The 22,048-nt window shown below is 63.3% G+C and carries 22 protein-coding genes; 8 read left to right on the top strand and 14 right to left on the bottom strand.

The genetic code is table 11. The features are described 5' to 3' along the window. Nucleotides 1–43: 43 nt before the first annotated feature. Genes IPM06_12780 through IPM06_12765 form a run of 4 tightly spaced genes read right to left on the bottom strand, consistent with a single transcriptional unit; the run spans nt 44 to nt 3,555 of the window. Nucleotides 44–742, bottom strand: coding sequence for a hypothetical protein (locus IPM06_12780; GenBank protein MBK8771297.1), 699 nt, complete (start codon nt 740–742; stop codon nt 44–46). A gap of 8 nt (nt 743–750) precedes the next feature. Further along, nucleotides 751–1,887, bottom strand: coding sequence for an AI-2E family transporter (locus IPM06_12775; protein MBK8771296.1), 1,137 nt, complete (start codon nt 1,885–1,887; stop codon nt 751–753). Further along, nucleotides 1,884–2,441: a CDP-alcohol phosphatidyltransferase family protein gene (locus IPM06_12770; GenBank protein MBK8771295.1), complete on the bottom strand. Its 558-nt coding sequence runs from the start codon at nt 2,439–2,441 to the stop codon at nt 1,884–1,886. Before IPM06_12770 ends, IPM06_12775 begins: the two co-directional genes overlap by 4 nt. A 10-nt stretch (nt 2,442–2,451) precedes the next feature. Beyond that, a complete protein-coding gene (locus tag IPM06_12765) occupies nt 2,452–3,555 on the bottom strand; it encodes a DUF2066 domain-containing protein (protein ID MBK8771294.1) in 1,104 nt (367 codons plus the stop codon). Between the two features lie 102 nt (nt 3,556–3,657). Here IPM06_12765 and IPM06_12760 point away from each other — a divergent pair, with 102 nt between their 5' ends. After that, complete coding sequence (locus tag IPM06_12760) at nt 3,658–4,749, top strand: phosphoribosylformylglycinamidine cyclo-ligase (protein MBK8771293.1); 1,092 nt, start codon at nt 3,658–3,660, stop codon at nt 4,747–4,749. Next, nucleotides 4,746–5,324, top strand: a complete 579-nt coding sequence (locus IPM06_12755; protein MBK8771292.1) for a phosphoribosylglycinamide formyltransferase — start codon at nt 4,746–4,748, stop codon at nt 5,322–5,324. The genes IPM06_12760 and IPM06_12755 overlap by 4 nt, the downstream gene beginning before the upstream one ends. Here the strand turns inward: IPM06_12755 and IPM06_12750 are convergent. Further along, entirely contained in the window at nt 5,313–6,002 is a 690-nt protein-coding gene (locus IPM06_12750) for a YafY family transcriptional regulator (protein ID MBK8771291.1), read from the bottom strand. The genes IPM06_12755 and IPM06_12750 overlap by 12 nt on opposite strands. A gap of 129 nt (nt 6,003–6,131) precedes the next feature. Between IPM06_12750 and IPM06_12745 the strand changes: the two genes are divergently transcribed. Continuing rightward, nucleotides 6,132–7,073: a nucleoside hydrolase gene (locus IPM06_12745; protein ID MBK8771290.1), complete on the top strand. Its 942-nt coding sequence runs from the start codon at nt 6,132–6,134 to the stop codon at nt 7,071–7,073. On the opposite strand, the gene IPM06_12740 is transcribed toward IPM06_12745, so the two are convergent. Together IPM06_12740 and IPM06_12735 are read right to left on the bottom strand one after the other, a co-directional pair. Continuing rightward, the gene (locus IPM06_12740; GenBank protein MBK8771289.1) at nt 7,070–7,273 is read right to left on the bottom strand and encodes a hypothetical protein; all 204 of its coding nucleotides are present in this window, start codon (nt 7,271–7,273) and stop codon (nt 7,070–7,072) included. The genes IPM06_12745 and IPM06_12740 overlap by 4 nt on opposite strands. 232 nt (nt 7,274–7,505) lie before the next feature. Next, a complete protein-coding gene (locus IPM06_12735) occupies nt 7,506–9,605 on the bottom strand; it encodes a molybdopterin-dependent oxidoreductase (GenBank protein MBK8771288.1) in 2,100 nt (699 codons plus the stop codon). Nucleotides 9,606–9,653: 48 nt separating this feature from the next. Here IPM06_12735 and IPM06_12730 point away from each other — a divergent pair, with 48 nt between their 5' ends. The 3 genes from IPM06_12730 to IPM06_12720 all read left to right on the top strand — a co-directional run bounded on the left by IPM06_12730 (nt 9,654) and on the right by IPM06_12720 (nt 13,822). Further along, complete coding sequence (locus tag IPM06_12730) at nt 9,654–10,388, top strand: RNA methyltransferase (protein ID MBK8771287.1); 735 nt, start codon at nt 9,654–9,656, stop codon at nt 10,386–10,388. Nucleotides 10,389–10,482: 94 nt separating this feature from the next. Next, nucleotides 10,483–12,906: a GcvT family protein gene (locus tag IPM06_12725; protein MBK8771286.1), complete on the top strand. Its 2,424-nt coding sequence runs from the start codon at nt 10,483–10,485 to the stop codon at nt 12,904–12,906. A gap of 10 nt (nt 12,907–12,916) precedes the next feature. Next, nucleotides 12,917–13,822, top strand: coding sequence for a DMT family transporter (locus IPM06_12720; protein MBK8771285.1), 906 nt, complete (start codon nt 12,917–12,919; stop codon nt 13,820–13,822). A gap of 54 nt (nt 13,823–13,876) precedes the next feature. Here IPM06_12720 and IPM06_12715 read toward each other — a convergent pair whose 3' ends face one another. The 6 genes from IPM06_12715 to IPM06_12690 all read right to left on the bottom strand — a co-directional run bounded on the left by IPM06_12715 (nt 13,877) and on the right by IPM06_12690 (nt 19,870). After that, entirely contained in the window at nt 13,877–14,413 is a 537-nt protein-coding gene (locus IPM06_12715; protein ID MBK8771284.1) for a hypothetical protein, read from the bottom strand. Then, the gene (gene ndk, locus IPM06_12710; GenBank protein ID MBK8771283.1) at nt 14,413–14,835 is read right to left on the bottom strand and encodes a nucleoside-diphosphate kinase; all 423 of its coding nucleotides are present in this window, start codon (nt 14,833–14,835) and stop codon (nt 14,413–14,415) included. Before ndk ends, IPM06_12715 begins: the two co-directional genes overlap by 1 nt. An 86-nt stretch (nt 14,836–14,921) precedes the next feature. Then, nucleotides 14,922–16,862, bottom strand: coding sequence for an OmpA family protein (locus tag IPM06_12705; GenBank protein MBK8771282.1), 1,941 nt, complete (start codon nt 16,860–16,862; stop codon nt 14,922–14,924). Nucleotides 16,863–17,018: 156 nt separating this feature from the next. Next, nucleotides 17,019–17,762, bottom strand: coding sequence for an amino acid ABC transporter ATP-binding protein (locus tag IPM06_12700; protein ID MBK8771281.1), 744 nt, complete (start codon nt 17,760–17,762; stop codon nt 17,019–17,021). A gap of 1 nt (nt 17,763) precedes the next feature. Then, nucleotides 17,764–18,675, bottom strand: a complete 912-nt coding sequence (locus IPM06_12695) for an amino acid ABC transporter permease (GenBank protein MBK8771280.1) — start codon at nt 18,673–18,675, stop codon at nt 17,764–17,766. A gap of 352 nt (nt 18,676–19,027) precedes the next feature. Beyond that, nucleotides 19,028–19,870 carry an amino acid ABC transporter substrate-binding protein gene (locus IPM06_12690; protein MBK8771279.1) on the bottom strand — a complete coding sequence of 281 codons (843 nt, stop codon included), beginning with the start codon at nt 19,868–19,870 and terminating at the stop codon, nt 19,028–19,030. Nucleotides 19,871–19,966: 96 nt separating this feature from the next. Between IPM06_12690 and IPM06_12685 the strand changes: the two genes are divergently transcribed. Beyond that, a complete protein-coding gene (locus IPM06_12685; protein ID MBK8771278.1) occupies nt 19,967–20,881 on the top strand; it encodes a rhodanese-related sulfurtransferase in 915 nt (304 codons plus the stop codon). A 2-nt stretch (nt 20,882–20,883) separates the two neighbouring features. After that, nucleotides 20,884–21,279 carry a VOC family protein gene (locus IPM06_12680; protein ID MBK8771277.1) on the top strand — a complete coding sequence of 132 codons (396 nt, stop codon included), beginning with the start codon at nt 20,884–20,886 and terminating at the stop codon, nt 21,277–21,279. A 27-nt stretch (nt 21,280–21,306) separates the two neighbouring features. On the opposite strand, the gene IPM06_12675 is transcribed toward IPM06_12680, so the two are convergent. After that, nucleotides 21,307–21,990 (bottom strand): hypothetical protein, encoded by a 684-nt coding sequence (locus IPM06_12675; protein ID MBK8771276.1) that lies wholly within the window; start codon nt 21,988–21,990, stop codon nt 21,307–21,309. Nucleotides 21,991–22,048: the final 58 nt, after the last annotated feature.

Genomic DNA, 22,048 nt, shown 5'->3' with positions numbered 1-22,048 from the left:
TCGTGGGCGCGATTATTGCAGATATGTGACGGTTGCGTGAAGCCTATGACTCGTCTTGGTGAAAGAGGCCCGGTGCGGCATATTCGGTCAGAACGCGGGCAACGAAGGGCCGGGTGATCTCGGCCTTTTCCGCCAAGGCGCGGGCGTCGATCTGGCCGACAATATCGCGCAGGGCTTCCATGGAGCGGGGCATGCGCAGGAGGATGTAGCCCACGATGGCCTCCGAGACGGCGATCTGGCGGTCGGCGAAATGTTTCACCAGGACGCCGCGCAACAGGGCGTCGTCAGGTGGCAGGATGGCTGCTTCCGGCAGGGCACGGAGGCGCGAGACGAGGTCTGGCAGGCGGAGCGGCCAGGCTGCCACGGGTCTCACAGCCGTAAGCAGCAGGAAGCCTCCCTGCTGGCGCGCCAGATTCAGCGCATGAAACAAGGCCCGCTCGTCCAACCCTTCCGAGCCTCCATCCTCCACCACGAGGCAGTCCTGCGCCATGTGGTCGGCAACGTTTTCCGGCGTGAGTGCTGACGCAGCACAAAGGCTTGCGCCGGTCCGCTTCTGCCACACCGAGGCGAGGTGGCTCTTGCCGCTGCCGGGCGGGCCCACGATCACCGCGCCGTGGGTCGGCCAGTTGGGCCATTGGTCCACCAATGCAAAAGCGGCGGCATTGGAGGGCGAGACCAGGAAATCCTCCCGGCCCAGGGCGGGACTGTGGGCAAGGTCGAGCGTCAGTTGCTGGACGGCCATGGCGGTCATCAGGCCTTGCGCTTGGCCAGGGGCCGCGCGGGCCGAGCCGCAGCCTTTTCCACGGGAAGCGGCACTGGTGTTGGCGCGGGACTGCCGGTGTAGAGGCGCGACCTCAGGTATCGTGACAGGCCGTAGCGCACCAGCACGCCGGCGCCCGCCGCCATGGGCACCGCCAGCAGCAGGCCGACAAAGCCGAAGACATAGCTGAATGCAAAGAGCGCAAACATCAGCCAGACCGGATGCAGCCCGATTGATCCGCCAACCAGCTTGGGCGAAAGGAAATTGCCCTCAATGAATTGGCCCGCCGCGAAAATCGCAATGATGATCAGCACGCTGCTCCAGTCCGGCCAGAACTGCACCAGTCCCACGCCGATGGCCATCACGCCGCCCGTCAGGGCACCGATATAGGGAATGAAGCTGAGAAGCCCTGCCCCCAGCCCGATGGCGAGGCCGAACTTGAGCCCCGCGAGGGTCAGTCCCACGGCGTAGAATACGCCGAGTAGCAGGCACACCGTGCCCTGGCCACGGATAAATCCTGCCAACGCCGTATCGATGTCGCGGGCGATGGCGCGCACTTCGTCCACATGGTCACGCGGCAGCCAGCCGTCCACCTTGGCGACGATGTTGTCCCAATCGGCCAGCAGGTAGAACGCCACGATCGGCGTGACGATCAGCAGCGAGAAGATATTCACCAGCGCCATGCCGCCAGACCAGATCGATGAGATCACCGCCGCGATCCACACGGCGGCGCGGCTGGCGATGTCACCCACCGACCCCTGGATATCCGTGCCGCTGCGGGCGATCATGTCTTTGATCGTCTGTGGCGCCCAGGCATCGAACTTCGCCAGCAGTGCTTTGAGGAGGGACGGCAGGTCCTGCGCAAGCTTGAGTGCCTGGTCGCCCAGGATCGGCACAACGAGGAGGACGATGAACACCACCACCAGCACTGCCGCCACCAGGATCAACATCGTGGCAAGTACCCGATTGAGGCCCCTCCGCTCCAGCCAATCCGCCACGGGATCGAGGAAGTAGGCGAGCACAAACCCGGCGATGAAGGGCAGGAGAATATCCTGGAAGGCCCAGAGGAACAGCACGAACACAGCGAGCGCCGCCAGCCAGAACTTGAGTTGCTTCTGAAATGTCATGGCTGCTCCTTGCTCCGGGGCGCGCTCATGTGGCGCACCCAGTTGCGCATGTAGAAAGCGCCCGAGGCAAGAGTCAGCGCCGCCACCAGGAATGCGCCCGCCATCAAGAGCGAATCCAGATGCAAGTCGAATGAGAGGGCGAGCAGTACGGCACCCGCGAAGACGATCTGCGCCACGGTGTTGAGCTTGCTGATCTGAAGCGGCTTCATCTCCAGCGGACGGCCCATGAGCAATGCGAGCAACACGGCACCGACGATCAGCACGTCGCGCGTCACCACGATGATGGCGAGCCAGGTGGGCAGCACTTCAAGAATGGCGAGCGAGACGTAGATCGAAACCAGCAGCGCCTTGTCCGCAATCGGATCGAGATATCCACCGAGTTCGGAGATGAGGTTGAAGCGGCGGGCGATGAAGCCATCGATCGCATCACTGATTCCGGCCGCGAGAAAGGCCAGCAGCGCCAGCAGGTATTGATGGTTGATGATGAGCCACACCGTCACCGGCACCAACAGGATGCGGGCGATGGTGATGAGGTTGGGGAGGCTTACGGGCATGGCCGTGGCCTCACAGCGGCTGGATGACCCATGACTCCCCACTCCGGAAGAGTTGCAGGCCACTGGTGCGGAAACGGCCTTCAATCGAGTCCATGTCGCCCATCACGGTCAACTTGACGACAGCACCATCGCCACCGAGCGATGCCACGTCCAAACCGACGACACCAGGTGTGGACAGGATCTGCGAGCGCAGGCGATTCCACTCCGAAGGGCCGCCGAAGGGCACGGCCACCTGCAACGACTGGCGGCGGGCAGCAACGCCGTCCCCCGATGCCTGACGGCTGGAATCCGAGCGGAATTTCTCGATCATCACCTGATGGAAGCGCTTCGTGGCAAGCTCCGCGGATTCGCGCAGGTCGCCGCTGTCGGCGCGATAGACCTTGTCGAAGGTGATCTTGCCGAGGGGCGTGTTGCCGTTCATCGTGGCCTTGATGCCACCGTCGTCGGTGGGCTCGGCGAAGGCAATCAGCACGGCCTTCACGTCATAGCGGCGGCGCATGGCTTCAAGCTTCACCTCGTCGCCGGAAAGCACATCCTGCGCCGACATGATCTCGCTGTCATCCAGATCGCCCAGAGGCACAATGATCGGAACCTGGGATTGTTCGGCGCGCAGGTTGATCCACGCCTGACGCCAGGGATTGTCCTCCCACAGTTGCGGGCCGTTGGCGGATTTCCACATGGGCAGCACAAGGAAGGCCGGTCCCTGCTGCGACGACACGCGGATGCCGTGGTTCGAATAGAAGGCCTTGATCTTCTCCGGCAGGAAACGGACCGTCAGCTTGCCCTGGTAGCGGCCGGGGCTGATGCTTTCCTCCTCGATCGACAAGGAGCGCAGGTATGGGAGGATGGATTTCGTCTCCATGCCTTCGACCTCGGCCACGATTTCAGCATTGCCCAGGCGTTCGGCCAGGGTGCGGAATGCCTTCACCTGCACCTCCACGAGCGCCTTGTTCTTGGCGGTGGCGGCATCGGTGTCGGTCACGTCGACGGCAACGCCCTGCACGGCAAAAATGCTGGTCTCCACAGGCCCCGCGGCCTGGGCAGGCAGTTGAGCGAGAAGCCAGAGCAGCCCTGCGAGGAGCAGCAGAACCGGTCGTTTGAGAGTTGTCCCCATATCGTCCATTCGGGCTTTATTCGCCCGGTCATTTCGGGCTATTTGGCCCCGTCAATTTCCTTGGCAAATCACCAAGCACAAGAATTGGGGCAAACTAGCGGCATGAGCGGCAGCAAACAAGCGTTTCCAAAGGCAAAAACCAATGGTTTGACCTATGCCGATGCGGGTGTGGATATCACCGCCGGCAACGACCTGGTGAGTGCCATCAAGCCACTCGCGAAGTCCACGCGGCGCAAGGGTGCCAACGCGGCACTGGGCGGCTTCGGCGGATTGTTCGACCTCAAGGCCTGCGGCTACCGCGACCCCGTGCTGGTAGCAGCCAATGACGGCGTGGGCACCAAGCTGAAACTTGCGATCGATTCCGGCATTCACCGCGGCGTGGGCATCGACCTCGTCGCCATGTCGGTGAACGACCTCGTGGTGCAGGGCGCGGAGCCGCTGTTCTTTCTCGACTACTATGCCACGGGCAAGCTCGACGTGGCGGCGGCGCGCGAGGTGATCGCGGGGATTGCCGACGGTTGCAGGCAAGCGGGCTGCGCGTTGATCGGCGGAGAAACCGCCGAGATGCCCGGCATGTATCACGGCGGCGACTATGACCTCGCTGGCTTTGCCGTGGGTGCGGTGGAACGCAAGAAAATCCTTCCCGCCGCAACCGTGAAGGCGGGCGACGTTATCCTCGGCCTTGCATCCAGCGGGCCGCACTCCAATGGCTATTCCCTCATCCGCCGCATCGTGGAGCAGAGCGGGCTTGCGCTGACGAGCAAGGCTCCCTTCGCCAATGCCACGCTGGCCGGGGCGTTGCTCACGCCCACGCGCATCTATGTGAAGGCGCTCCTCAAGGTGTTGAAGAAGGGCACGGCGATCAAGGCGCTGGCCCACATCACCGGCGGTGGCTTCACCGAGAACATTCCCCGCGTGCTGCCGAAGAACACGGTGGCGGCCATTGATCTCTCGGCGGTGCCCTATCCTTCCGTCTTCCGCTGGCTGGCGGAAACGGGCGGCGTGGCGGAGCGCGAGATGCTGCGCACCTTCAATTGCGGCGTCGGCATGATTGTCGTCGTTGCGGCGAAAGACGCAAAGGCTGTAACAACGCAATTGAAGCGGGCTGGCGAAACGGTGGTGCCACTCGGCACCATCCGCAGCCGCAAGGGCAAGGAAGAGCAAGTCTCCTATTCCGGTACCCTCGGCGCATGAGACGCAAGCGCACCGGCGTCCTCATCTCCGGGCGCGGGTCCAACATGAAGGCGCTGGTGGAAGCGGCGCGCGCGCCGGATTATCCGGCGGAGATCGTTCATGTGGTTTCCAATATCGCCGATGCACCGGGCCTCGGCTTCGCGCAATCACAGGGCATTTCCACCCACGTCGTGAACCACCGGGACTACCCCAGCCGCGAGGCCTATGACGCGGCGCTGAGTGCCCATCTCACGTCGCAGGACCTGGACATCATCTGCTGTGCCGGTTTCATGCGCATTCTCACGCCCGCTTTCATCCATGATTGGGAGGGGCGCATTCTCAACATCCATCCCTCGCTGCTTCCCGCATACAAGGGCCTGCACACCCATGAGCGCGCCCTTGCCGACGGCGCGACGGAGCACGGTGCCACCGTTCATCTTGTCACGGCGGAACTTGATGGCGGCCCCATCGTGGCACAGGCGAAGGTGCCCGTGCTTCCCGGCGACACGGCGGACTCTCTCGCTGCGCGCGTACTTGCCGTGGAGCATCCGCTCTACGTGAAGGCGCTGGCGCAATTGGCGCGCTCACTCGGCTGAGACGCCCTGCTCTTCCGACCAGCGCTTCAGCAGCACGGCGCGCCGCTCGCGGTATTTGTCGGCGAGGACTTCAGCTTCCACCATGCGATCGGTGCGGAAAGTGCGGAAGGCGCCGCGCAATTCGCACCAGCTCACAATCAGGCGCTGTGCATCGAAATAGGAGATGGCGAAGGGCCAGATCACCCGTTCGCTGGCGATGCCGGACTCGTTGCTGTAACTGATCCGCACCTTGCGCTGCTCGCGAATGGCGCGGCGCAACGGGGCCACGTCGACCGTGTCCTCGATCATGCGCCACGAGGGTGGCACGATGAGAGAGGCATCGGAAAAGACCGGACGCAATTCCTCCGGCAGGACCGTGGCAACCTTGGCGACGGCGTCCTGCGCGGCGCGCACCAGGTCAGGGTCGCCGCGCCGCATCACCCAGCGCAGGCCCAGCATTACCGCTTCCACCTCGTCGGTGGTGAACATGAGCGGCGGCAGGTCGTAACCCTGGCCCAGCACATAGCCGATGCCGGCCTCGCCACGGATGGGAACGCCATCCGCCACCAGGTCGGCAATGTCGCGATAAAGGGTACGGAGCGAGACCTCCAGTTCCTCGGACATGCTTTGCCCCCGCACCGGGCGGCGGTGCCGGCGGAGAATCTGGATGATGCGGAGCAATCGGTCAGCGCGTCTCATGGCTGGCCCATAGCCTAGCGCTGCTGACAGCATGTTGTCAGCAGCTGTCAGCAAAGGCGGATTTCCATCTGGCCCTATGCCGCGGCTTGCCCGGCGGCTACAAGGCTGCAAACACAGATCGAGGACAGCATGCCGAAACTTCCCATCATCATCGACACGGACCCCGGCCAGGACGATGCACTTGCCATCATGCTGGCGCTGGCCTCGCCGGAACTCGATGTCATCGGCATCACCGCCGTCGCCGGAAACGTGCCGCTGGCACTCACCGAAAAGAACGCCCGCAAGATTTGTGAGCTCTCAGGCAAGCCCGGGACCAAGGTGTTCGCTGGCGCCATCCGGCCCATGGTGCAGAGCCTCGTCACCGCCGAACATGTGCATGGCCGCACGGGGCTGGATGGCCCGGTCCTGCCCGAGCCCGCCATGCCGCTGCAACCGCAACATGGTGTGGACTTCATCATCGAAACGCTGATGACGCGCCCTGCCGGCACGGTGACACTGTGCACGCTCGGGCCGCTGACCAACGTGGCGCTGGCGCTGGTGAAGGAGCCACGCATCGCCTCCCGCATCAAGCGCATCGTCGCCATGGGCGGCGGCTTCTTCGAAGGCGGCAACGTGACGCCAGCGGCAGAGTTCAACATCTACGTGGACCCACATGCGGCGCGCATCTGCCTCTCGTCCGACATTCCCTTTACGCTCATTCCGCTGGATTGCACCCATCAGGCGCTCACCACGGCCAAGCGCGTGGCGCGGTTCCGCGCCATGAAGAACAAGTCGGGGCCCGCTTGCGCTGATCTGCTGGAGTTCTTCGAGCGCTTCGACGAACAGAAATACGGCACCGATGGTGGCCCGCTGCATGACCCTTGCGTGATCGCATGGCTGTTGCAGCCCGGCCTTTTCACCTCGCGGGATGTGAATGTCGTGGTGGAATGCGAGAGCAGTCTCACCATGGGTATGACGGTGATCGACTGGTGGCGGGTGACGGACCGGAAGGCCAATGCCACGGTCTGCCGCGGCATCAATGCCGACGGGTTCTTCAACCTGTTGTCGGAGCGGATCGAGACGCTGGCTTAGCCAGCGAGAACGGCCACGGGGGCAAGGGTGGCTGCGGCAATCGCCAGTGCCATGAGCAGCAGAAGCAGCCGGGCACGGCGGCGGCCACGTTCCTTGTGATCGAGCTCTTCCGTGAAGCTGTTCGACATGCGGCGAGGTGTGAACCGATTCTGGTTCACCGGAAAATGATTCTTTTCAAGGAGTTGTGCGCCGCCGTACATCTTAACAATCCGTAAACGCGGCCGAAGTCCCGCCGCCTGATTCCACCGTATACGGAGCATTTCGGCCAGCCAAATGGCCGGAATGCGCCAAAATCATGAACTTGGGGATGTTTTATCAGGGTACGGATGAGTGCGGGCTGAAGCCCGCGTTCAGATTCGATTCATCGGGCATTCGCCGCAAAGACTCCTGGTGACGCGCCAGAAGCGCATCATGAGGGCCCGTATGACCCCGCTATCTCCGCTTCACCCACACGGCGATGTCGTGGAAGGCGCCGCCGCCGGCGGGCGCGGGCTGGTCGGCACCCGTGAGGCTGTTGATGCCGCAGCCCGACTCGTGATCCTCGTTCTTCCAGATGCCTTCCGCGATCAGCACGCCGCGTTGCTGGCCAGTGCTGGCGCGCGCCTGCAATATGACCTCGCCACGCGCGTTGCCCACGCGCAGCATGTCGCCATCCCCTGCCCCAGTGCTCGCGAGGTCGTCCGGATGAATCTGCAACGAGGGTCCGCCCTCGCGCTTGCGGGAGCCTGGCGTTTCGTTGAACGAGGAATTGAGGAAGGTGCGGGCCGGGCTGGTGGTCATGCGGAACGGTGTCTCCGGGGACACAGGATCCGTCACCGCCCAATGGTCCGGGAAAACCGGCATGTCGTGCCACGGCCCGAGCGCGCCCATGGTTGAGACGATGCTTGCGGCCTTCTTCCAGTCGGCGCGGAAGTGATACTTGCCGTCGGCGTGGGCAAAGCCCTTGAGGAAGTGCGACGTCTCGAAATCGGTCTGCACATCGAACCAGTTCTCGGCGTCGAGATCGTCAAAGCCGCGCCGGCCCGAATCCTTCAAGGTCCGGTCGATCAATTCGCGCGGCGTCATGGCGAAGCCGTCGTGGCGGGCGCCGACGCGCCGGGCAAGATCGCCCAGCACCTCGTGATTGCTGCGGCATTCGCCCGGTGCGTTCACCAGCTTGCGGCCGAACATGATGTGGCTGTGGCCGCCGCCCTGGTAGATGTCATCGTGTTCCAGGAACATCGTGGCGGGCAGCACGATGTCGGCGTAGCGGGCGGTTTCCGTGAGGAACTGCTCGTGCACCACCGTGAACAGGTCGTCGCGCGCGAAGCCCTGCTTCACCCGCGTCTGGTCTGGCGCCACGGAGACCGGGTTGGTGTTCTGGATGAAGATCGCCTTCACCGGCGGTCCGCCTTGCAGGTCCTGCGGATTGCCGCACAGCACCTCGCCCACGCGGCACTGGTCCATGGTGCGGATGCCGGGCCTGGCCTCCGCCTTGGCGGTGAGGAACGATTTGTTCCACTTGTACATGCCGCTGTTGGAATGGAGTGCGCCGCCGCCCTCATGCTGCCATGCGCCGGTGACGGCTGGAATGGAGGTGACGGCGTGCATGTTGGCCGAGCCGTTGCGCGAGCGGGAGAAGCCGTAGCCGATGCGGAAGAAGCTGCGCTTGGTCGTGCCGATGAGGTGCGCCAGCTCCTCGATCTTCTCCACGCTCAGACCCGTGATGCCGGCGGCCCATGCGGGCGTTCGGGTGTGCAGGTGCGCCTGCAGGCCTTCGGGATCGTCGGTGTAACGGCGGAGATAGTCCCAGTCCGCATGGCCGTCGCGGAACAGCACATGCATCACGGCGCAGGCCAGCGCGCCATCGGTGCCGGGGCGGAGGATGTAGCCGTAGTCGGCCTGCTTCATGGTGCCGGTTTCGTAAACGTCGATCACCGCCAGCCTGGCGCCGCGCTGCTTGCGGGCGATGCCGACGTGGGTCATCACGTTCACCTGCGTGTTCACTGGGTTTCCGCCCCACACGACAATGAGATCGGACTTCTGCATCTCGCGTGCATCAACGCCGCGGATGGCGCCCACGCCTGCGGCAAAGCCCGGCCAGCTGAGCGCGATGCAGAAGGTGCCATACATGCGGGAATAGTTCTTCACGTGCGTCAGGCGTTCGATGCCGTCGCGCATGACGAAGCCCATGGTTCCCGCATACCAATAGGGCCAGATCGCCTCGCTGCCGTGATCGGATTCGATTGCCAGGAAGCGGCGGGCGATTTCGTCCATCGCCTCGTCCCAGGTGATGCGGGCGAAACTACCCGATCCCTTGGGGCCGACGCGCTTCAAGGGATGCAGCAGTCGTTCGGGATGGTGGATGCGTTCGGAATAGCGCGCCACCTTCTCGCAGACGACGCCGAGGGTGTAGCTGTTCTCCTTGGCGCCCCGCACACGGCCGATGGTGTTCTCGTCCAGCACTTCCACCTCCAGCGCGCAGGCGCTCGGGCAATCATGCGGACAAACGGAAATTCCGGTCTTGATGTTCGGCTTGGCGTGGATGTTCATCTGCGGTTGCTCATGGCGGCTTGTTTCCTGCCCTGCTAATAGCACGCCATGCAGCCGATTTCCTCCCTCCAGAATCCAACCATCAAGCTGGTCCGTTCCCTCTCCGACAAGAAGGGGCGGCGCGAGTCCGGCCTGTTCATGGCGGAAGGCCGCGCCATGCTGGAACGGGCCATGGACCAGGGTTGGGTGCCCGAGCATGTGATCGCCACCAAGCCGCCCCACCTGTGGGACGAGGTGCGGCCGCTCATCGTCACCGACAAACTGATGGGCGAACTTTCCGGCCAGAACAACCCGCATGACGTGCTGGCCGCGTTCAGGACCAAGGTGCAGCCGCACCCCGCCAAGAACGGGCGCTGGCTGGCGCTGGAGGAAATCCGCGACCCCGGCAATCTCGGCACCATCATCCGCACGGCGGATGCGGCGGGCGCGTCGGGCATCATCCTCATCGGCGATTGCTGCGATCCCTTTGCGCCGGAATGCGTGCGCGCCACCACGGGTTCAATCTTCGCGGTGCCTCTGGTGAAGATGAAGGTGGACGGCTTTGCCGACTTCGCCAGGGCCTTCACGGGCGATGTAGTTGGCACGGCGATGACCGCAAAGACTGATTTCCGACGTCCCTACAGTGGCGACTGCCTGGTGGTTTTGGGCTCCGAATCGCGCGGTCTTTCACAGCCGATATCAAAGGCTTGCAAGACCCTGGTGAGAATTCCCATGAAGGCCGGCGTGGAGAGCCTCAACGTCGCCACGGCGGCGGCGCTGATGGTCTATCAGGCGATGGGTTGAGAGCCGCCAGTCTGGCTCACCTACGGCGTGCCTTTTGAGCCTTGCCGCCCTGCCACGCGGCGCTCAAACTGCCCGCAAGGAACGGGAGTCTTTCATGAAATCGCATGCGCGGGTGGTCATTGTCGGGGGCGGCATCATGGGCGTGGGGTTGCTGTATCACCTCGCGCTGGAGGGCTGGACTGACATCGTGCTGATCGAGAAGGGCGAGCTGACGTCGGGTTCCACCTGGCACGCGGCGGGGCAATGTCCGCACTTCAACGGTTCGCTGAACATGACGAAGGTGCATCTCTATGGCACGCAGCTCTACCCGCAGTTGGAGAAGCTCACCGGGCAGGCTGTGTCCTGGCATGGCTGCGGCGGCCTGAGGCTGGCCACCACGGACGAAGAGCTGAACTGGCTGAAATACGTCTATGGCATCTCGAAGCTCGCCGGATACGAAGGCGAGATCATCGGACCCTCGGAGATCAAGCAGTATCACCCCTATCTCGAAACCTTCGGGGTCAAGGCCGCCTTCCGCACGGTGACCGACGGCCACGTGGCGCCCGCCGATGTCACCAATGCCATGGCGACGGGCGCGCGCAACCTCGGCGCCACCATCTACCGGCGCACGCAGGTGACCGACATCAAGCACCTGCCCAATGGCGAATGGCGCGTATTCACCGACCAGGGCACCATCGATTGCGAGCATGTCGTGAACAGCGCCGGTTCCTATTGCGACGTGGTGGCCTCGTGGACAGGCCATCTCGCCCCCATCGCCAACATGCTGCACCAGTACATCCTCACCGAGCCCTTGCAGGAACTCGTGGACCTGAAGATGGAATTGCCGGTGGTGCGCGACCCCTACTCCCACGCCTATCTGCGCGAGGAAACCAACGGCGTTCTGGTCGGCCCTTATGAAACGGCGACGGCCCACACCTGTTGGGACGGCCGGCCGCCGCGCTGGGATTATGAAAGCGAGCTCGAACCCAATGAGCTCGACCGCATCATGCCGTGGCTGGAGAAGGCGACGGAACGCCTGCCGCTGTTCGGCAAGTCCGGCATCAAGTCCATCATCTCCGGCGCCATCACGCACACGCCGGACGGTGTCTACCTCTCCGGCCCCGCCCATGGAGCGAAGAACTACTGGATGCACTGCGGCGCATCGATCGGCATCTGCCAGGGAGGCGGTGCGGGCAAGTATCTGGCGCAGTGGATGGTGCACGGCCAGGCCGAGATCAACATGCGCGAATTCGATCCGCGCCGCTTCGGGCCGTGGGCGACGAAGGACTACACGGCGGAGGTTTCCGTCACCGACTATCATCACATGTATTACTGCTACAAGCCGGCGGAGCAGCATGCGGTGGGCCGCAACCTCCGCACCTCGGCCTTGCACGACACGCTGGCCCGGCATGGCGCGCAGTTCGCGCAGATCTTCGGCTGGGAACGGGCCCGCTGGTATGACCGCTCCGGTGAGGGCGAACGCTATTCCTTCCGCCGCTCCAACTGGTGGAACGCCGTGAAGGACGAGGCCATGGCGGTGCGCGAGCGTGTGGGCCTCATGGACCTCTCGACCTTCGCCAAGTTCGAGGTGAAGGGCCGCGATGCCTTCGCCTTCCTCAACCGCATCTGCGCCAACAAGGTGCCCGAAAAGGATGGCGGCATCATCCTTACGCATCTCCTCAACGCGAATGGATTCATCGAGAGCGAACTTACCATCACGCGATTGGCGGCGGACCATTTCTATGTTCTGTCGGCGGCCGCGGCGCAATTGTACGACATGGACCAGTTGACCTGGCGCATGTCGGACGCGGACGATGTCAGCATTACGGACGTGACGGATGACTACGGCGTTCTGATCCTCGCGGGTCCGAAATCGCGTGATGTGCTCAAGACCGTCACCGACACTGATCTTTCCTCGCCGTCCTTCCGCTGGCTCACCGCCAAGACGCGGACCGTGGCGGGTGTGGATGGCGTTCGTCTGCTGCGCATGACCTATGTGGGCGAACTGGGCTGGGAACTGCACGTGCCCCGCGCCGGCATGCAGGCGGTGTTCGATGCCCTCATGAAGGCGGGTGCGCCGCACGGCCTCAGCCTGTTTGGCACTTATGCGATGAACTCGCTCCGCATGGAGAAGGGTTATCGCGGCTGGGGCTCGGAACTCACGGCCGAGATCGACATGTTCGAAGCGTCGATGGAGCGCTTCATTCGTCTCGACAAACCGGACTTCACCGGCAAGACGGCCAGCCTGTCGCGCCGGCAGAAGGGCCCGCGCATGAAGCTCGTCTACATGAGCGTGGACAACACCGATTCAGACTGCGTGGGCAACGAGCCCGTCTACCGGGATGGCAAGGTGGTGGGCGTCACAACCTCCGGCGCCTTCGGCCACGCGACGGGAAAGTCGCTCGCCTTCGCCTATGTGCCGCCCGACGCCACGGCGGAAGGAACCGCGTTCGATATCATGATGTTTGGAGAGATGCGGAAGGCACGCATCATCTCCGAAAGCATCTGGGATCCGGACAACGCCCGCATCCGGGTCTGAAAGGCATGGTTTGAAACCGCAACACAATACGCTCAAGGCCATTGCGCTGATCCTGACGGCCATGGCCGTGCTGCCGTTCATTGACGTCTGCGCGAAATACCTTGGCCAGCTCGGCATTCCGGTGGCACAGATGGTGTGGGCGCGGTTCTTCTTCGGCTCACTGTTCACGCTGCCGCTGGTTTTGCGTGCCGCGGGCACTGATGCGTTGAAGCCCGTGAACCCGTTGTTCAACAGCCTGCGCGCCCTCTTCCTCATCTTGGGCACGGCCTTCTTCTTCACGGCTCTGAAGTTCCTGCCCATTGCCGATACGGTGGCGATTTATTTCGTGCAGCCGTTGCTGATTACCGCGCTTTCTCCACTGGTGCTGAAAGAGAAGGTGGGTGTGCGGCGCTGGAGCATGGTGATGGTTGGTTTCCTGGGCGTGATGATCATCATCCGCCCCGGGCTGCAGGCCTTCAACTGGGGCGTGGTGTTTGCCCTGCTCTCCGGCCTGTGTTCAGCCTGCTACTATCTCATGACGCGCTTCCTGGCCGGGCGGGCGCCTGCCATTGTCACCACTTTCCAGACGAGCGTGATCGGCGCCATTCCGCTAAGCCTCATGATGCTGTGGCAGTGGGAGCCCTCGAACGCCCATGTGTGGATGCTGATGCTCGTGCTTGCGGCGGCGGCCATCACCGGCCACGCCTTGATCACCCGGGCCTATGATTTCGCCGAGGCGTCGCTGCTCTCGCCGTTCAACTACACCGAGATGATCATGGCGGTAATCGTGGGCTGGTATTTCTTCAACGATTTCCCGGACGTGTGGACATTCGTGGGAGTTGCCATCCTGATCAGCTGCGCGTTCTACATCTCACTCCGGGAACGCGCCAAGGGCGTCGCTGCAAGGACTGCCGAAGGTCAGGCTGTTATCGGATGACGCGGGCGCGCGCGTTCGCCACGGCCCTCCTCACGGGGGCCGTGCCGAACCTGTTCACGCCGCCACGGAACGTTCGGTGTTTCCCACGCGAAGGCGCAGGAGGTACCAGACGATGGCGACGCCCACAGCTTTGCTGGCCACTTCGGTCACGAAGGCCGCAGGCGTGAGGTATCCGGCGAGGTGCTGGAAGGCCAGTGTGTCGACCGGCACGGAGAGGATGCTCGACAGCAGGATGCGGTCCTGCAGTGGGCGTTTGGTGAAGGAGTAGACGCCCCAGTCGGTCATCTCCGAGAGCGCGAAGGCCGTGAGGCTGGCGATGGCGAGGCCGGGGCCTGCAAACCACCACACGGGCAGGCCAGCAAGTGCTGTTGCCAGCAAGACCTTGTGGCCGATTTCGCGCTGCGCGTAGTCGCGCAGCACGAAGACGAAGCCCACGATCACGTTGGCCAGATAGAGCGTGCCCATCCAGCTGTTGGTGGACCACTGCGTCACGCCCTCGATCAGGTTCTCGGGAATGAACAGCCAGTTCACCACCACGATGAAGGCCACGTAGGCCCCCACCGCGAGTGTGATGCGTGCGGCGCGGCTCATCAGCCGACGATTTCGAAACCGGCGAAGTTTTGGCCGATTTCAATCTTGGCGTTGTCGACGCTGTCCGAGCCGTGAACCGAATTGGCTTCGATGGATTCGGCGAATTCCTTGCGGATGGTGCCGGCGGCGGCATTGGCCGGGTTGGTGGCGCCCATCACTTCGCGATACCTGGCGACGGCGTTTTCACCTTCCAGAACCTGCACCACGATCGGGCCCGAGGTCATGAACGACACGAGGTCCTTGAAGAAGGGGCGTTCCTTGTGCACGCCGTAGAAGGCTTCCGCCTGGGCGTTGCCCCACTGCACGCGCTTCTGCGCCACGACGCGCAGACCGGCCTTTTCGATGACGGCGTTGATGGCGCCCGTCAGGTTGCGGCGGGTGGCGTCGGGCTTGATGATGGAAAACGTCCGTTCGATAGCCATGATGGTCCTCAGTTGAAATGGATCGGGGCGCCGTCTAGCAGCGCCCCGCCCTGCCCGCAAGTGCGGGCATTTTCCGGTCGTGAACCTCAGTCCGTCAATTCGCCCACCAGGGGGGTGGCACGGCTGATGGAAACGCGGCGGTTTTCCTGCTCGGCCTCAGCCGTCGGGATCTTCAGGTAGCGTTCACCAAGGCCGACCGTCTGGAGATTTCGGGGCGAAATCACGTAGTAGGTCGAAAGCGCCTTCTTTACGGCTTCGGCGCGGGCGCGCGAAAGCTTGAGGTTATAAGCGTCCGAACCAACGGCATCGGTGTGGCCCTCGATCAGGAACACCTCGCGGGGGTTCTTGCGCAGCACGCGCTCGATGATGGCTGCGATGCGGTCGAGGTTACCCACTTCCTCCTCGCGGACGAAGGCTTCGTTGAAGCCGAAGCGGATGGTGTCGATCTCGATCCGCGGCATGGCATCGCGCAGGTCCTCGCGGTCGGCGATGTCTTCCACGGTGTAGCGCTGGCGCACCTTCTTTTTGGGCGGAGCCACGAGCACGTCCTCAAGCTCCTGGTCGTCGGCTTCCGCTTCAAACACGTTGCGCGGCGGCCGGCGGCCCGGATCGTAGGTGTCCTCCACATCCAGTTCCTCGTCATCGCCGCCCATGGCGAGTTCTTCTTCACGGACGCGGCGTTCGTCGGCCATGCGGCGGCGCAGCACTTCACGGTCGCGGCGCATGGATTCCCGCCAGAACATCCGATCCTGCTCGTCGAAATCCTGCCAGTCGTCGCGGGCCTGGGCATCGCGGAACACCCGCACACGGCGGCGCAGTTCGCTGTCAGCCAGATCTTCCGAACGGCGGCGATCACGCAGCACGTCCTGCACCGGCGTGTTGATGGTGATCTGCGGCACAATGACGATGCGCGGACGCTTGTCCCTCTTGGGCGCTGTGCCCTGCGCGGCAGCCTGTTCGTCGGCCTTCTTCTGGTCAGCGGCGGCCTTTTCAGCCTCCTTCTTCAGCCTTTCCTGCTCGGTAGCCGCTTCCTTGGCGGCGATGCGGGCGCGCAGGATGTCGCGTTCGGCCTGCAACTTCTTGCGCAGCGCACGCTCGCTCTTCTGCGACAAATCATTGTCGGCCATCAGGTCGCGCATGCCGTCAAGGCGGGCCTTGAGGTCTTCATCGGAGAGGCTGTCGGCGGGCGTCGTGTCTTCGAGATAGGCGCGGGCTTTCTTCTCGGCTTCGGGATTGCCGGCATTGGCATCCAGTTCCTGCACTTCCTTCTTGTCCACGGCAGGGGCCTGCACGGGTGCGGCCTGTTCCTGGCCCGCGGCCGGCGGCTGCTCAATGGGGGCGGCCTGTTCCTGACCTGCTGCGGGCGGCTGCTCAACGGGAGCGGCCTGCTCGACGGGCTGCTGGACCGGCTGGTCCACGGTGGCCTGTTCCGGGGTTGCCTGCTCTTCAGGCTGTTGAACCGGGGCCTGGTCGGTGGTCTTCTTGCGCTTCTTTTTCACCACCGGCTGGGTTTCACCGGCCGGTGCCTGCTCGCCAACGGCGGGCTGGTCGGTCGGTTGCTCGGTCACAACAGGCGCCTGTTCGACGGGGGCCTGATCAGCCGCAGCGGGGGGTGCATCCGCCGGTGCCGGCGGCTGTTCGGTCGAGGCGGCAGGTGGCGTCTCCTGCTGCTGCTGGGCAGCGGCACGGGTATCCAGTTCAGCGCGAGCTTCCTGGGCGATCTGCTGCAGGCGGCCACGCACGTCATCCGGTAGGCCCTGCTGCTTGCTGAAATTGCGGGCCGCGCGGGCGCGGTTGCGCAACTCGTTGATTTCCATCTCCGCCACCGGACGTGTGTCGTCCAGAAGCGCCTGCACTTCGGCCGGAATGGCAACAACGGCAGGCGATTCCGCCGCCGGGGCCTCGGTGGCCGGTTGCTCCACGGGTGCCGCCGTTTCGCCTGGGGCGGGTTCGCCCTCTTGTGCATAGGCTGCACCTGCATAAAGGCTCAAGGCCAAGAGGCTTGCCGCCCCCATTCTGATCAACATGCCATCCTCCGGCTCAGTGTGACGATGCCCTCATGGCACCCCCAACGTTGGGCGCACCTATGACGGCGAGATTGGGCAGATTTAAGAAGGGATTGTGGGTACGCCCGCCACAAGCCTGAACCGGAGATGAACGATTCAGCGCGGCAAAAGTTCCACCTAAAGCCGCCCCGCGTCGATGATGCGCTTGAGGAAGGCGCGGGTGCGCTCTTCCTGCGGATTGCCGAAAATCTGCTCGGGCGGGCCTTCCTCGTGCACCACGCCCTGATGCAGGAAGCAGACCTTGGAGGCGACTTCCCGGGCAAAGCCCATCTCGTGGGTCGCCAGCAGCATGGTCATGCCCTGGTTGGCGAGATCGCGCACGATATTGAGCACCTCGGACACGAGCTCAGGGTCGAGTGCGGACGTGATCTCGTCGAGCAGCATCAGCCGCGGCTCCATGGCCAGCGCGCGCACGATGGCGACGCGCTGCTGCTGGCCGCCCGAGAGCCGGTCCGGATATTCCCGCGCCTTGTGATCCATGCCGATGCGGGTGAGCAGTGCCATGGCCTTTTCTTCGGCCTCGGCACGGTCCTGCCTCAGCACCTTGGTGGGTGCGAGGGTCACGTTCTCCAGCACAGACATGTGCGGGAACAGATTGAAGCTCTGGAAGACGATGCCAACCTTCTGGCGCAACAGATTGACGTCAACGCCGGGACCAGACACGCGGTCGCCCTCCAGGCGTATTTCTCCGCCCTGGATCGGCTCCAGCTGATTGATGCAGCGGAGCAGCGTGGACTTGCCGCAACCGGAAGGTCCGATCAGGCAGACCACCTGGTGATATTGCACATCGAGGTTGATACCGCGCAGCACCTGAACGGGGCCGAAATTCTTCTCGACGTTCTTCATTTCGAGGAACGCCATCTCAACCTCCCGCCTTCATGCGCTGGTTGTCGCGTTCGACCAGATGATCGACGACGCGCGCTTGCGGGATTGTCACGAGGACGAAGAGTATGGCCACGATGGTCACTGCCGAGAGGTTGAAGGCATTGGCGGCAATGCCGCGCGAATTGTTGAAGGCATCGACGAGCCCCAAAATCTGAACGAGGGCCGTATCCTTCTGCAGGCCGATGAAGTCGTTCAGCAGCGGCGCCACCACGCGGCGCACCGCCTGCGGCACCACCACGTAACGCATGGTCTGAAGATAGCTGAGGCCGAGGGAACGGGCGGCGGAGACCTGGCTCCAGTGGATGCTCTCGATGCCGGCACGATAGACTTCCGCCACATAGGCGCCGTAGGTCAGGGTCAGCGCGAGGATGCACCACCACACGACGTCGATGCGCGAGAGATCACGAAGCTGTTGGACACTCATGCCGCTCGTATCGGCGAAGAGGCCGTAGACCCAAGGGATGATGATCTCGGGCAGGCCGCTGGTGGGGATGCCGAAGCCGATAAGATAAAGCGTGACGATTGCGGGAAGTCCGCGGAAAATGTCGCAGTAGAGCGTGGCAAGGGCGCGGATGGGGCGTCCCGCCGGGCCTGGCATCATGCGGGCCAGCGCCACGACAAGGCCCCAAACCAGCACCAGGATTTCCGCCACCACGAAGACGAAGATGTTGACGAAGACGAAGCGCTGCAACACTTGCAGGAACTTGTCGTGGATGAGCGGCAGCAGGAAGAAGGTGCGGCCCACGGCGCTGTCGTTCATGAAGATGAAGGCGATGAAGCCCATGACCAGCAGGGCAAAGGCGCCCCAGCCGAAGGTCAGTGAAAGGGACTCGCGCGCCGCGGCGGTGTCGATCCGCATGGCGACGATGTCGCTTGATTTCTTCGCCATGGCCGCCTTCAGCGCCAGGCGGACACCGTTGAGGGCGGGCCAGAAGAGCAGCGCCGTCATGGCCACGGCTCCCCAGAAGAAGTATTCGTGCGTCGGGCGCGCGGCGCCGAGATCGGCAACGGAAGCGCGGACAAGCCGGACCGTCATGATTGCAGCCATCACGCAGAGGGCAGCGAAGAGCATTGCCGCAATGGCGAGGCCAGTTGCGGGCTTGGGAAGGTGAGTTTCAGCGGATTTCATTCGAGGTGCCACTCCGGTGCACGGTTTTGTCCGTACACTGAACTTATAGACAGTTTCATGCGGACAGATGCAGGCAGGGGACCGCGCGCGATCGCGGCCCCTGCCCTGTCACTCAGGGGTTGAAGTACGGGATCGTGGCCGGATCCTTGCCCCAGCCGGCGGCCAGGTACTTCGCACCCAGCTTGGCCAGCGTGCCGTCATCGATCATCGACTGGATGATTTTGCTGACGGTTTCGTTGTTGGGATTGCCCTTCTGCATGATGCCACCATAGACCTCACCGGTCTTGTACTGGCCCATGACCTTGGATTTGCCTTCGGTCGCCTTTTCCTCGGCGAGGGTGATCGACGTGTCGGTGATCGCCGCATCAACCTGTCCGGCGCGCAGGGCGGCAAACATTTCCGGCTGGTCCGCGAAAATCTGCGGGTCCTTGATGCCGAGCGTTTCCTGGGCGAACTTCGCGCCCGTGGTGCCCTGCTGGATGCCGACCTTCACGGTCTTGATGGACTTTTCGTCCACCGGCGCATCAGCCTTGGCGATCACGCCCATGTCGGAGTTGAAGTATGGCGTGGTGAAATCGAAGACCTTCTTGCGCTCTTCCGTGATGGACGTTTGGGCAAAGCCCACGTCGTAACCCTGGGCCTGGTTGCCGATGAAGGCTTCCCACGAGGTGTTGACCACTTCCATCTTGTCGTAGCCTGCACGCCAGGCGATCTCGGCGGCCATGCAATATTCCATGCCATCCTTGGTGTTTTCAACTGCATCGCCATTCCACCAGATCGGTGCGGGAAGCGAGGTGAGGACCGTGAACTGGCCGGCCTTCGCGGGGTTGGCAAGGGGAATCGAACCCTTTTCGCCCGTCACTTCGCAGTTGCCGATCATGTTGGCAGCCATTGCGGGGGCCGTCAGCGCCAGAGCGGCCACTGCGGCAAGAAGCAGCCTTTTTGTCAATGCCATGATGAAGTTTTCTCCCGGAGTTATTTTGTTGGCCCCCTACTAGAGCCAATTTGCGGAGCCGTTGCAAGAGAGGGGTGGCGGGACTATCACCCGCCCATGTCCTACACTGCTGCAGCATTCTACCGTTTCCACCCCCTGCCCACGTACCGCTCCCTCCAGGCACCACTCTTGCAGGCGCTGAAGGACTTGGGTGCAAGGGGCTCCGTTCTGCTGGCGGAAGAAGGTGTGAATGGTACCATTGCGGCTGAGGACAGCCTGATCAAAGACGCCGTGGCAGCCATTGCGCGGCTCACGGGTGTTCCAGAACTCCCGGTCAAGTATTCGCCTGCGCGCGACATGCCGTTCAAGCGCATGAAAGTGCGGCTGAAGAAGGAAATCGTCACCATCGGCGATGTTCCGGCAAATCCCAATGAGCTGGTGGGCGAATATGTCGCGCCCGCAGACTGGAATGCGCTCATCGCCGATCCGGACGTGGTCGTGCTCGATACGCGCAACGACTACGAATTCCGTGTCGGCACGTTCCGGCGGGCCATCGACCCCGGCATCGCCAGCTTCAGCGCCTTTCCAAAATGGGTGGAGGCGCACCTGCACAACATGAAGGGCAAGAAGATCGCCACCTTCTGCACCGGCGGCATCCGCTGTGAGAAAGCCACGAGCTTCATGCGCCATGCGGGCTTCGAGCATGTCTATCATCTCAAGGGCGGCATCCTGAAATATCTTGAGGAGATTGCGCCGGCTGAAAGTCTGTGGGATGGCGCGTGCTATGTGTTCGATGAACGCGTGGCCGTGGGGCATGGCCTGGTGCAGGCGGACTTCACCACCTGCCATGGTTGCCTCATGCCCGTTTCGATCGAAGAGCGACTTTCGCCCCAATATGAGGAAGGTGTTTGCTGTCCTCAGTGTGCGGATCAATTGTCCGAGGTGCAGAAGGCCTCCAACCGCGAGCGGCAGCGCCAGTTCATGCTGGCACAGCAGCGCGGCACACGGCACCTCGGGCCGGTGGAGGGGTGAGCGTGTTTCTTTACATCACGCTTGGCACGAACGATGTGGCCAAGGCCAGGCTCTTCTACGATCCGGTGCTGGCCACGCTCGGCATGGTGTGCTCGGCGGCGGATGAAAACGAGATCGGATATGGCCCCGCTTCTCCCAAGGACGGCGAGCGGGCCCGCAGCTTCTATCTCACCAAGCCATTCCTGAAATATCCGGCAACCTGGGGCAATGGCACGCTCGTTGCCTTCAAGGCGGCGTCGCGCCGGCAAGTGGATGCATTCCACTCCGCTGCCCTCGCCCACGGCGGTCAGGATGATGGCGCGCCGGGCCTGCGGCCCTACCACGCCCATTTCTATTCCTGTTACGTGCGCGATCCCGACGGCAACAAACTGAGTGCCGTTTGCGAAGAAGCTGGCTGAGACGCCCGCTCCATCCTTGTTCAAATCCTATTGGGCCGTGCTGTCGGAGACCACAATCTTGCCGTCCAGCATCTTGTTCAGGGCGTCACGCACATCCTGAGTCACGGGCTTGTTCGCAGCCTTTTCCAGCAGACTGTCCGCCGTGGCATCAAGGGCTGCGGCTTCTTTCCGCGCGGCTGTAAGATCGAGATTGGCCTGATCAAGCTGGGCCTGGAGTTCTTCCGTCGACGTTCCGGCGGCGGTGGCGTCGGCAATCGCCGTCTCGAGCGCCTTCACCTTATCCTCGAGGGCCGTGACCTTTGAGTCGGCCGCGTTGGCCGCCTGTTCAGCCACGTAGAACGCCTTGATCTTGCCGATGCGCGAATTTGCGCTGGCATTGGCGAAAGCCTGTGCCGAGGCGTTGGCCGCGTTCAAGGCGCCCAGTTTCGCGTGAAGGGATTGTTTGGCTGCACCTTGCGACTTGGTGCTGGTTGAGGATTTCGCGCCGGAATTCCCGCCAGCATTCCCGCCGGCGTTTCCGCCAGCATTGCCACCGCCATTGCCACCGCCATTGCCACCGCCGTTACCGCCGCCATTGCCGCCGCCGTTGCCGCCACCCTTTCCGGCAGCCTCGGCGACCGCTGCGGTGAACACCGATGCAGCTTCCAGCACGGGCACCGCAACCAATAGTGTCGAAAGCGTCAGAGCAAAATATTTCCCGCCACGCGTCATGTTTCTCGATCCCTGAATAAATGCCGTCCTGCCGTCCACCATGCGACTCGCATCGCAA

The sequence above is a fragment of the Hyphomicrobiales bacterium genome (assembly GCA_016710435.1).
Classification (GTDB): Bacteria; Pseudomonadota; Alphaproteobacteria; order Rhizobiales; family Aestuariivirgaceae; genus Aestuariivirga.
Note: the sequence above shows the minus strand (reverse complement) of the source record. Positions and strands in the feature narration are given on the sequence as shown.